The sequence below is a fragment of the Planctomicrobium aquicomposti genome (assembly GCF_051466325.1).
GTDB lineage: Bacteria > Planctomycetota > Planctomycetia > Planctomycetales > Planctomycetaceae > Planctomicrobium.
This window is the reverse complement of the sequence record NZ_CP195792.1, coordinates 404,051-416,062: the sequence shown is the minus strand read 5'-3', so window position 1 is coordinate 416,062 and position 12,012 is coordinate 404,051. Positions and strand designations below refer to the sequence as shown.

The following is a 12,012-nucleotide window of genomic DNA, read 5'->3' as shown; positions in this document are numbered from 1 at the left end:
ATCGCAGATGCTGAGTTTCCCGGGGATTCTCCAAGCTCTCCCCGGTGAGCAACTGTCATTGAAGATCCGTACCGTTTAAGGAAGCGGAACGGTTTTCAACGTCAGCTCGTCCCCCTTCTTGACCACCACGACAGCCTGTCGATCGTCGAGACTGTCGAGCTGGACGGTTCCTTCCAGTTCGGTGATCTGCTCGAACGGCTGGCCAGCAGTGCCGCCTCCCGGAACCGGTTCCGTGAGTCCGGCGTTCTCGGAGATTTTCTCAGCGCTCACTTTCATCACGCCCCGCGCACTGTTTGCCAGCAGCAGATAGTTCTGGTCCCCTTTTTTGTAGGCGATCATGTCGAGCGGTTGGTTGCGGTTTCCGAGTTCTGCGATCGTCGTCCCGCGCACCTTGGAACTGTCGCTGGAGCTCAGCTGCTTCAACGGGAATTTCACCAGTGGCGTGCAGACGAAGCCGGCGAGCAGACTCGGTTCACCATCCACGATGAACGGGACAAAGGTCCGGATCGGAGCATAGTCCTCGGAACGGCCGTGGGCCGCATGATAGATCTCGAGATTGGTTCCCTGATCGACCTTGGAAAACGGAAATGCCAAAGACCAGACGTTGGAAGCGGCTTTGTCGCTGCTCAATCCCGAGACGAGAACCTGTCCCTCGACAAACGCCAGATCGGTGATGGAGCTTTCGCGATTATTGCGACGGCGATTTCCGGCCTGCACCTCTTTGTCTTCCGCTGCATTCGGAAGGGCGGCGCGGGAAAACGGAATGTTGTCCAGCACCAGCTCTGTCAGATTCCCTGCGCCATCCAGCTTGACGATCCGAGGCGCCCGGTTCTTGATCCCCACACCCAGAAACGCGTTGCCGGTTTCCGGATTGACCACGAGTTCAAGCAACGAGATGGACTTGGCATCGGTATTCAACACGGCGGCCAGACTGGCTGCCACATCTTCCAATTCGAGTTTTGCTGTCTTCGCAGCCCCGTTTTCATCGCCTGTTTTTACGGCGAAAATCTGCGCCCCCTTGGGATCTCCGATAAACAGGATCCCCGCGGGTCCCATCGCCATGGGGCCAATCTGCTGCAGGTCAGGATGGCCGGTGCTCATGCCGTACATGTCGGCAGCTTCGCCCACGCTTCCGATCCCCGCGATCCCAAGCATGGTGGCGGTGACAAAGGCTGAAAATCGCATCGCGTTCCCCCTGTCTGGTAGAGAAGAGTTCCTCGTTCGCACTCACTGCATGCTACCCGCCTGACAACTTCCGACTCAAGGAACGTGGAAGATCCGCAGGCCCGCCCGTCCGGTGAAACGGTCTCAGGTTCGTCGCGTCCGGTTCGCGGACCACTCTCCGGATCAAAGTGGAGCCACCGCCGGACGTACCACTTCTGCGAGAGACGAGCATCCTGGCGGCTCTTCCACCTGGCGCGCTTGTGCCGTCACGAATCAAACCGTTGCAGACCAGAGCAGCGCCAACCGAGCCGAGGCGATTTCTGCCGGAGAACCACGCCGCCCGCCGTGGGAACGGCAATTCCAGCATGTTCCAACCTATTGGCCTGTCAAAACTTGGAGCGAAGTAAAGCATTCGGGGTGATCAATCCTTGAGCAACAGAATAGGCAAGCTGCAAAGAGACTGCCGGATATTCCACCTGCAACGATTCACCCATAAATGACAGCAAAAAACACGTTCTCCGAATCGAGCGAGTTAATTGCGAATTCAAGGTCGTACCGATTGAAGTGATCGAGATCCCTTGATTACTGAGGAGTCCGTGAATGCCATCTCAACGACTGACACTCCGGCTGTCCCTACAGCGGCTGCTGACCGGTGCAGTGCTATCATTAGTGGGATGTGCGACGTTTCAGGATTCGCACTATGAACATACCCAGCAACTCAAAACACACATTGCCTGGTGGCGCTACAAAGCGTGCCTGGAAGAGAATGCAGGGAGCGATTTTGCCCGCGGCTGGAAAGCGGGATACCTGGATGTCGTGACAGGGGGAACCGGGAAAGCCCCGATGGTGCCGCCGCATCATTACTGGAAGCCCGGAATCGTCGGCGACCCGTGTGATACCCGCCGCCTGGAATGGTACAGCGGCTGGGAGGAAGGGGCCCTGATGGCTTCTCTCCGGCCGAACTCGCACTATATCAATGTGTGGAATCCGCCGAGCTGCCAGCCGATTCCGCTCTGCGAACTGCCGACCTATCTGCCGTTCGATCCAGCCGAGACCACATTCACACCCGATCTGCAACAGAACCCGACTCCGGTCACACCCGGCAAAGTCGACAACCAGATTCCTGGAGCGGAGCCCATGACCGATCCGGACGGGTTGCCGATTCCACCGATGCCACCGGCAACGGACAAGAAGCCTGACAATCCTGCCGATGGATTCTATTTCCCGCCGCAGGAATCGCTGAAGACAAAAACTCCCCAGCAGAACTCTGTCGGACTCTCCCACAGATAATGCCTTCCGAGTTTTGCTGAGCCCGTTATTCGCCGCGCGGAGTTCTGCTTTTTACTGAGCGAAAATCGTGTTGCCCGGGCACTGGACAGAGCAACCTGCTCTCGGCGGCGTCTGCCGTCCTGCAAACTGGTTTTCCACGTCGCAATTTCGCCTCGGCCCGATCACCGATCATCTACGGGACAAGGACGTCTATCATGTGTCTGAAATCATGCTGGAAACAGCTGAAACTGTGGAGCCTCTGCGGAGCGATGTTCACATCGCTCGTCTCCTCAGGCTGCCACTTCGTCACAAAAGCCTGTCACGCGGTACCGGCGAGTCGGCTTGATCCGAGTCTCTTCCCGTCCTGCAAAGAAGGACAGGTCCCAATCCTGTTTACCTCGCTGGGGCAGGATAAACCGGAAGCCCACGTCGTGGGAGCCGGGGACACTCTGGCAGTGTTTGTGTTCGGGGTGGTCCCCTCACAAACCGATGAAACGCCCGTGCTGCAACAGTATCAGTCGCTGCAGCAGCGTTATTACCCCCCCTATGGAACTCCAGTCGCTCCGACGACCGGTCTGCCCTTGACGGTCAAACCGGGAGGACTCCTGGAATTGCCGCTGGTGGGAGCGCTGGACGTCGATGGTCTGACACTGGCCGAAGTTTCCGACAAAATTCGTGAAGCCTACCGCGAAATTCAGGTGTTGCAGCCTGGTCGTGAACGGGTCTCCGTTTCGCTGATTATTCCCCGGGTCAAACGCGTGGTGATTCTGCGTCAGGACACACCGGCGGAACCCGTCGTCATGCTCCCTCCCGGACAGGTGGATCACATCCACCGGGGTTCAGCCCAGGTGCTGGACCTGCCGGTGTATGAAAACGATGTGCTGCATGCCCTCTCGGTAACGGGCGGTTTGCCCGGCACTGATGCTGCCCGCGAAATCTGGGTGATGCGGAACTGTGCCGTCAAAGGCCGCTCCGCCGTCAACGCCGAAGAGCTGCAGAAAATGCTCGCTGATCGTGACGCCAACTGCGGCCCGTCGGTCATCCGGATTCCGCTGTTCATGAATCCCTGTGAGATGCTTCCCTTCCGTCCGCAGGATGTTGTGCTCGACGATGGCGACGTGGTCTACATCCCCCGCCATCAGGATCAGTTCTATGTCGGCGGACTGCTGAGAGGGGCTCAGATCCCGCTCCCCGTTGACCGCGACCTGGATGTGGTGGAAGCGATTGCTCTTGTAACCGGATCTGTTGGCGGTCCCCTGGGACAATCGGGAGCCGCTTTGACGAACGGCGGCCCGGGCTGGATCATCAAGCCGAGCCGGGTGTTGATTCTGAGAAAGATGCCCGATGGTTCCCAACTGCCGATCCGTGTCGATCTGGCCCGAGCCGTCGAGGACCCGAAAGAGCGGATTCTCATTCAGCCGGACGACATTGTCATGCTGAACTTCAAGCCGACCGAAGCTGTTGTGAACGGTGCCCTGAACATGTTCGGATTCAGTGGAATCTTCTCACTCGACAGGCTGTAAGCCGAATCTGTCATCAAAAGAAAAAGCCCTCCGGTCTTCGTGGCCAGAGGGCTTTTTTTGTTGGCTCGCGGCCAGTCTCTCAGTACTCATTGCCAGCGTCGTCACCGCCGGAGGCAAACCCGCCGAAAGTCCGCTTGACGACCTGGCGAATCACCAGTCCATCCCGCTCCGCCACCAGCTTGTTGAGCGCGGCGTCGATCGTCATGAAGCCGAGATCGCCATCGATCCGGTCCCGTACCGAGACACCACCCTGGTCCCGATCCTTGGCTCCGACGACAAGCATATAGGGGATCAGGTCCAGCTGCGCGTCGCGGATCTTCTTCTTGACGTTGGCCGACTGGCGATCGATCGAAACCCGGAAACCGGCTGCGCGAAACTTCTGCTGGATCTCTTCGCAGTACGGCAGCATGTCATCGTTGAGTCCGAGCACGCGGACCTGTTCCGGAGCGAGCCACAAGGGGAAGGCTGCTGCGAAGTGTTCGATCAGCATCCCGACAAAGCGTTCCATCGACCCGAACGGGGCCCGGTGAATCATCACGGGGCGGTGGGTAGTGTTGTCCGCACCGACATATTCCAGCTTGAACCGTTCCGGCAAGTTGTAGTCGAGCTGCACGGTTCCCAGCTGCCATTCCCGGCCGATGGCGTCGCGGACCATGAAGTCCGCCTTGGGTCCGTAAAACGCGGCGTCCCCCGGCTGCTCCGTGAAATTCAGTCCTGATTCCTGCAGCACCTTGCGCAGCGTCCCCTCGGCACGATCCCACAGTTCGGTCGAACCGACATACTTGTCCGATGCCGGGTCCCGCAGCGACAGCTGGACCCGATAGTCTTCCAGTCCGACGCTGGAGAGCACGAACTTCACCAGTTCGAGGGTCTCCTTGAACTCCTGCTCCACCTGCTCGGGAGTGCAGAAGAGGTGCGCATCGTCCTGCGTCAGGCCCCGCACGCGGAGCATGCCGTTCAGCTCGCCAGACTGTTCATAGCGGTAAACCGTTCCGAACTCGGCCAGCCGCACCGGCAGATCACGATACGAGCGAGGCTCTGCCTTGTACATCTGAATGTGGTGCGGGCAGTTCATTGGCTTGAGCAGATACCGCTCCTGTTGCTTTTCCCATTTGTTCAGGTAAGCAACCTTGTCGTCGTTGCTGGATCGGGGATAGTCGTGGAACGGGCAACCGATGTCCTGCGCCGCAGCGAGAAAGTCGGCTTCCGCCTTTTCAGACAGCTCGTTTCCGGTCAGCGACTGCTTCCAGTAGTCCACCAGCTGACCGGCCGGATGGTTGAAGATCGGAGCGAACTGCGAATCCCGGTAGTAGGGGAAATGGCCGCTGGTCTCGTACATTTCGACCCGGCCGATATGCGGTGAATAGACCGGCTGGTAACCCCGCCGCAGCAGTTCCCGCTTGATGAAGTCTTCGAGCAGGGCGCGAATCGTGGCCCCTTTCGGCAGCCAGAGACAAAGGCCGGGGCCGACATCATTGGTAATGGTAAACAACCCGTGCTGTTTACCGAGCACGCGATGATCGCGGCGTTTGGCCTCTTCCACCTGATCGAGATAGGACTGCAGGTCCTTCTTGTCGAAGAACGCGGTGCCGTACAGTCGCTGCAGATGCTTGTTTTTGGCGTCCCCCTTCCAGTACGAGCCGGCGACGCTGAGCAGTTTGAAAGCCTTGATCCGTCCGGCATCGGGAATGTGGGGGCCCCGGCACAGATCGACGAACTCTCCCTGCCGATAGAAGCTGAGTGTCGGATGCTCTGCCAGACCGGTCTGAATGTGTTCGGTCTTCAGTTCCTGATTCAGCTCACCCACAAACTTGATCGCTTCCTCACGGCTCAGCGAGAACCGCTCGAACGGCTCGCCCGCTTTCACGATCGCTTCCATCTCCGCTTCGATGCGCGGGAAATCTTCTTCGCTGATCGGAGTGGCCAGATCGAAATCGTAGTAGTACCCGTTGCCGGTGGTCGGCCCGAATGCCAGACCAACACCATCGAACAGTCGCATGACCGCGCGGGCCATCACGTGGGCGCAGGAGTGCCGCAGCACGCCGAGAGCGGCGGCGTCCTTGGTGGTCAGCAGCCGCAAGGGGATCGGATCGGCCGGGGACGCTTCATCGAGTGGACGGACGGCGTCGACGATCTGTCCGTCGACTTCCGCGGCAATGGTCGCGTTGGCCAGCCGCTCGCCAATCGAGCGTGCAATATCGAGAGCCGAGGTGCCAGCGGGGTACTCTTTGACAGTTCCGTCCGGGAGCAGAATGTTCATGGAAATCAAAATCTTCGATATTCAGTGTCGTGTCGGGAAGACTGCCTGGGCAGCAGGACGCGACAGACTCAATTCAGGTTCCGCATGGCCGCCGATACGAATGGCAACGCCTGCATCCGGAACCGCAATCATGCGTTCTAGGCGAGACTGGAAAACGCGTCAACTGCGAGGTTTAAAACCGATCGGGGCCGATTCTCGAAATAAGGCACCCCCGGGACATTCCTCAGAGCCGTCCTCGTGACGCGGACTGAAGCTGTTGCAGCATCACGGCATAGCGTTCAACCATCCGCGAGATCGAAAATTCCGATGTCATCCGCTGCCGGCCCGACTGGCCCATCTGGTCGGCGAGCTGCGGGTCATTCAGCAGCTGCAGCGTGAACTGCGAAAAGCCGACGCTGTCTCCCAGATTGGCGATCCAGCCCTGCTCGCCGTGGGTCACCAGCTCGCGATTGGGAGGAATGTCGCTGACAACGACCGGTTTACCACAGGCCATCGCTTCCATCAGGCTGTTGGACATCCCTTCGAATTCACTTCCCAGCCAGAACACATCGCAGTGATGCAGCAGCGAGGAGGCATCGGGGCGATGTCCCAGAAAGCGGACATGGGAGCGGGCCTCGACATCTTCGGCATACAACTCCAGCTCCGCCCGCTCCGGGCCGTCGCCGATCAGCAGGAAGTAGGCCTGGTCGTTGACCTGACGGAGCAACTGTGTCGCCCAGAGCAGATTCCGGATCCGCTTCTGCCGCGCCAGACGACCGACGTACATGATCAGCTGCGCATCGGAGGGTAATTGCAGCTGCCGACAGAGTTCCTCTTTCGACATCGTTGGAGCGGGAGGGACTTCGACGCCGTTGGGAATCACCGTGATGCGGTCTCGCGGGAACCCGAGTCCGGAATAAAAGTCGGCCACGCTTTGAGAATTGCCGACCAGCTGATCGGTGCGACCGATCAGTCTCCGGTCGAGCCACATTTGCCAGCCCGACTTCCAGGAGTCGACACAGCGTTCCGAAATGACGGTCAGCGGAGGGTCTTTCATTCCCCAAGTGGCAAGCCGGGTGGTGGCGTTGGCGGCGAACAGTCCGGACAGCAGGACGTCCGGCTGCCACTCTCGGATGATCTCCCGCAGTTTGAGAATCGTGGCCGGGTCGAGCCGCCAGCGTTTGTTCAGAATGGTGACGGGAACGTCATGCTCGTGCAGGAGTTCTTCGTAGGGGCCTCCGCGCGTCAACGCGACAACGCGGACGGAAAACTGCTCATGGGGGAGTTGCGAGGCAAGGAGTGCGAACTGTTTTTCCGCCCCCGAGCGGTCCAGAGTGGGGATGCACACGAGAAGTTTCATCACGAATCCGTCGCTGGTCGAGCGTTGCAGTGCCAGGCGTTCAGGGGGAACTGCCGTCACTGTCAGCTCCGTCTTCAAACGACGGAGAGCCTCCATCGCCGGACCTATTCTAGAGCATTTTGATTTTCGATCGAACCGTATCCGGCATGAGGACGGGCAATCTAAAGTCAAAAGGCCCTAACGGTAGGGCATCGGCTGGAACTGGGCCGACGGATACTGCGTTGCCGGATACTGCGTTGCCGGATACGGTGCAGCGGGATAGGAAGCAGCAGGATACCGAGTCGCCGGATAGCCCGGCGCCGGGTATTGAGCGGGGACCGAGTAGTAGGGGCTTCCCGCGGGGGGGAGCTGCTGCGGATAACCGTGACTGACCGGGTAATGCTGCGGCGGTAGTGAAGCCTGACCCGGCGGGAGGTATCCGGTCGGTGCGGGCAACGGAGCAGAAGGACCAAGTGTGGGAGCCGGCTGCGGAGCTGTCTGTGGAACCAGTCGCATCCGCGAACTGAGCGAACCGATGGCGAAGTTGTCCTTGGCAAGGATCGGTTCGGGCCGCTGCTGCTGGAACTCGAGCGGACGAAAGCCGACATCGGGGCCCATCTTGGTATCCGGAAACGGATCGAAGGCCTGGGCCTGTCGTCGCTGGTATTCCGCGGGCTGACAACCAAGACGAGGCATGATCGTGTTCGTCGAGTTGATACAGCCACTCCCGGCTGCGGTGCAGAGCAGCAGGACCGGCAGAATCAGTCTGGGAACAGGGGTCAGCACGGGGTCAAAACCACGGAAGGAACTTCGGATGGGGGCGGTTTTGTACCGGCAAAGGAGATTCGGAGCCAGATGAGTTTCGATCGGGCTGCTCCCGGCGCGAATTCTGAGCCTGCGAATCGCGCGAGAGCGAGAGGGGGGGAGTCGTCGCAAAGTCCGCAGGAATCGTGTTCTTCGAAAATTGATTGCCCCGTTCTCGCCGCACTGCAGGAAACTTCAATTCTGCATTGGGGAGCGAAGCACAGGGAGGATGGCCCTCCCTGCTCCAGATCGCCGCAGGGGCAAAAACGGGAAGAAATCGAGTCCGGTATTTCCCCTCAATTTCGTTGGACACCGGCCTTTCCGGGAACAGAACCGGTTTCGGCTCCGTCCATTGTCAGTGGAGTTCACCCGTCTGCATCTGTCTTTCTGACTGCCGCCATGCCGGCATTCGATCTTCTGTCGAGGAGTCTGCCTGTGAAAGGTCTGTACTGGTCGCTGCTTGTGTTCGCGCTCAACCCCGGCGCTCTCTGGGCACAATCGATTCTGATTCTCCCAAATCACCCCATCCCACTCCCTCGACCTGTTCCGCGTCCCCCCGAACAGACGTATCACATCGAGAGCCTGACCGTCGACGCCGCCATCCGCGAGCAAGTCGCCAGCGTTCAGGTCTCGCAGACCTTCGTGAATTCCGGCAAAGGGACCATCGAAGCGCAGCTGGTGTTTCCGCTCCCTTACGATGGCGCGATTGATCAGCTGACCCTCATGGTGAATGGCAAGGAGTACCCCGCAAAGCTGCTTAAGGCCAGCGAAGCCCGCGAACGGTACGAAGCGATCGTCCGTTCCCAGCGGGACCCCGCACTCCTCGAATGGATCGGCACAGGCATGTTCCAGACGAGCGTTTTCCCGATTCCGGCGGGGGAAAAACGGACCGTCACCATTCACTACAGCCAACTGCTGCGCCGCAATCAGTCTCTGACCGATTTTCTGTTTCCGCTCAGTACCGCCAAATTCACATCCAAGCCGATTGAGCAGCTGAAGTTCCGACTGACACTCGACAGCCAGACCCCGCTCAAAAACATCTACAGTCCAACCCACCCTGTCGACATCAAACGGGACGGCGAACAGCGGGCGGTCATCACCTACGAAAAACAGAACAGTGTCCCGAAAGAGGATTTCCGGTTGCTCTTCGATGCCCGTTCCGGAACGGTGAACGCGACCCTGCTCACGTACCATCCGCAGGGAGAAGACCACGGCTATTTTCTGCTGCTGGCAACTCCCGATGTGCAGGCGACCCGGACGGAGCCACAGTCGAAGACGATCAGTTTTGTCATTGATAAATCGGGTAGCATGTCCGGCAAAAAAATCGAACAGGTGCGGGAGGCGGCCAAATTTGTGCTGCGGAATCTGCGCGAACGGGACCTCTTCAACATCCTCTCCTACGACGCCCAGGTCACCTCCTTCCGACCGGAGCTGGAATCCTTCAACGAGGAATCCCGCAAGGCAGCGGAAGGATTTGTGGAGTCGCTCTTCGCGGGAGGCTCGACCAATATCCATGATGCCGCCCTGCAGGCCCTGGGGCAGCTGAAGGATGACAAACGTCCCAACTTCGTGCTCTTTCTGACCGATGGCGTCCCGACGGCTTCGGTCACCAACGAAAGCCAGATCGCCGCAGCGGTCCGCAAGGCGAACACGATCGGGGCCCGGCTGCTGGTGTTTGGCGTGGGCTACGACGTCAACAGCCGGCTCCTCGACCGGCTGTCGCGCGAGAACCGTGGGATCTCGGAATATGTCCGACCGGATGAGGATCTGGAAGCGGTTGTGGCCCGTGTCTTTCAGCGGATCGGCTCCCCGATTCTGACTGACGCCACGGTGCGGTTCGAAATCGCCGGAACCGAGTCGCCGGTCAATCGCGTCTATCCGTCGGGGGCTCTCGACCTGTTCGCAGGAGAGCAACTGGTCGTTGTGGGACGGTACAAACAGAGTGGGGAAACCCGCATCCGCCTGCGTGGACAGGTGAGCGGCGAACCGCGCGACTACGAATTCACAGGAAGCTTCGCAGGGACCAGCGCGGATCGCACAAATTCATTCATCGAGAAGCTGTGGGCGACCCGCCGCATTGGTGAGATCATCGATGAGATCGATCTGAATGGCCGGAACCCGGAGCTGATTGCGGAACTGGTCGAGCTCTCGACAAAGCACGGCATTCTAACCCCTTACACCTCATTTCTGGCGGATGACAACGTTCGTCCCGAGATGGCTTCGACGGCGAATCAGGCGCGGGCCACTCAAAGCACGACCCAGCTCAATGAAGCGAGCGGTCAGTCCGGATTCGAGCAGCGGAGCATGAAGTCGATGTTCAAAGGGGCCAATCAGGCCTACTCGGGGGATGGGGCCTTCAGTCCCCCCGGTCTCGGCGGTGGCCCGCAGCCACGTCGTCCGGGAGCCGTGTTCCAGCAGGACGCTTCTCCGGCACCAGCGAAGGCGCGGGTCTTCCATGTCGGAACCCAGACGATGTACCGCCGCGGCAAGCTGCTGATGACGCCGGAAACCGCATCGATCGATCTGGACAAGGACCGGGAGAAGTATCAGGTGGTGCAGCGTTTCTCGCCGGAATATTTTGCGATCATTCAGCAAAACTCCAAGGCGGAGAACGATTTGCTGAGTCAGCAGGGAGAAGGGGATGAGCTGCTGGTCCGGCTGGGAACCAAGGTCGTTCTGATTCGATAGAGCAGGCTGCTCTTGCCTGTGCCCGAGCAGCGGGCGTGTGAACTGAAGAATCCGCGTGACGAGAACGGGTTGATCCAAGGCGAAGATGCTCTAGCCGTTCGTCCGTGGTGAATCAAAATGACTCGGGCCCTGTGATGGACTGCTTCCGCCGCAGGGCTTTTCTTCTGCGCGGAGCCTGCAGCCATTCGAGCGAAGCGAGGTCCCTTAAAAGCAAACGGGCGGGTCAGGAATTCCTGACTCGCCCGTCTTGAGAATAAGGTAACGCTCGTGAGAGAGTTACGCCTTCTTCTTCGTAGCCTTCTTCTTGGCAGCCTTCTTCTTTGCAGCCTTCTTGGGGGCTGCCTTCTTCACTGCCTTCTTGGTTGCTTTCTTCTTAGCCATTAGAAACTCCTCCTTCCAAGAGTCCCTCACACTTGCGACGCCATTCCGATGCTACCGGGCAAAATGGAAGACGCCTGCAAACGCCGAATCCTTTCCGACTTCACCAACCGTGGTGAGCGGCTTGCTGATGTTGAAGGCTGCGTTTCGCGATTCATTTCGAGTCGACCCACTCAGTTTCAACTCCAGCAACAACTTGCGGCAAATAGTACGAAAACCACTAACAGATGCAACCCAAATTTCCGCTGTTTCAATCACATCGATCGACTTTTTGAGTCAGTTCGACACGCGTCAGCGCGCGTCAGTGCGCTCATTTCAACACGGTCTCTGCAGGCAACTGAAACACGATGCCCGTCTCTGTCATCGCCGCTGCGCAGCCGACGCGCTCGCCACGCGACAAGTCAGTGAGCGCGGTGCATTGTCATCTTCTGATTGACGTTGTCGAGCTCTGCTGCGGTTTCGAAAGCAGAGCTCGTTGACAGCTGACGTCGACGGCACGCGGCTTGAATTCGTGAGCGGCACCCCAACCGTCGACACTCATTTCACCGCAGAAAACATGCGGTTTCAGTGAAACCGGCAGTCGTGATAGCATGCGGGAAGAAGTGCAT

At 59.1% G+C, this 12,012-nt stretch carries 7 protein-coding genes; 3 read left to right on the top strand and 4 right to left on the bottom strand.

What is annotated here, in order from left to right; genetic code table 11:
• Positions 1–75: 75 nt before the first annotated feature.
• Complete coding sequence (locus SH664x_RS01570; protein WP_437204438.1) at positions 76–1,185, bottom strand: hypothetical protein; 1,110 nt, start codon at positions 1,183–1,185, stop codon at positions 76–78.
• A gap of 579 nt (positions 1,186–1,764) precedes the next feature.
• On the opposite strand from SH664x_RS01570, the gene SH664x_RS01565 reads away from it, so the two are divergent.
• Positions 1,765–2,454 carry a hypothetical protein gene (locus SH664x_RS01565; RefSeq protein ID WP_437204437.1) on the top strand — a complete coding sequence of 230 codons (690 nt, stop codon included), beginning with the start codon at positions 1,765–1,767 and terminating at the stop codon, positions 2,452–2,454.
• 194 nt (positions 2,455–2,648) lie between these two features.
• Complete coding sequence (locus SH664x_RS01560; protein ID WP_437204435.1) at positions 2,649–3,956, top strand: polysaccharide biosynthesis/export family protein; 1,308 nt, start codon at positions 2,649–2,651, stop codon at positions 3,954–3,956.
• Positions 3,957–4,035: 79 nt separating this feature from the next.
• Here SH664x_RS01560 and thrS read toward each other — a convergent pair whose 3' ends face one another.
• From thrS to SH664x_RS01545, 3 genes are all read right to left on the bottom strand, one after another.
• Positions 4,036–6,216, bottom strand: a complete 2,181-nt coding sequence (gene thrS, locus SH664x_RS01555; RefSeq protein WP_437204434.1) for a threonine--tRNA ligase — start codon at positions 6,214–6,216, stop codon at positions 4,036–4,038.
• Between the two features lie 223 nt (positions 6,217–6,439).
• Complete coding sequence (locus tag SH664x_RS01550) at positions 6,440–7,555, bottom strand: glycosyltransferase (protein ID WP_437204433.1); 1,116 nt, start codon at positions 7,553–7,555, stop codon at positions 6,440–6,442.
• Positions 7,556–7,732: 177 nt separating this feature from the next.
• Positions 7,733–8,320: a hypothetical protein gene (locus tag SH664x_RS01545; RefSeq protein WP_437204431.1), complete on the bottom strand. Its 588-nt coding sequence runs from the start codon at positions 8,318–8,320 to the stop codon at positions 7,733–7,735.
• Positions 8,321–8,773: 453 nt separating this feature from the next.
• Between SH664x_RS01545 and SH664x_RS01540 the strand changes: the two genes are divergently transcribed.
• On the top strand, positions 8,774–11,026 hold the full coding sequence (locus SH664x_RS01540) for a VIT domain-containing protein (RefSeq protein WP_437204429.1): 2,253 nt from the start codon (positions 8,774–8,776) through the stop codon (positions 11,024–11,026).
• Positions 11,027–12,012 lie beyond the last annotated feature (986 nt).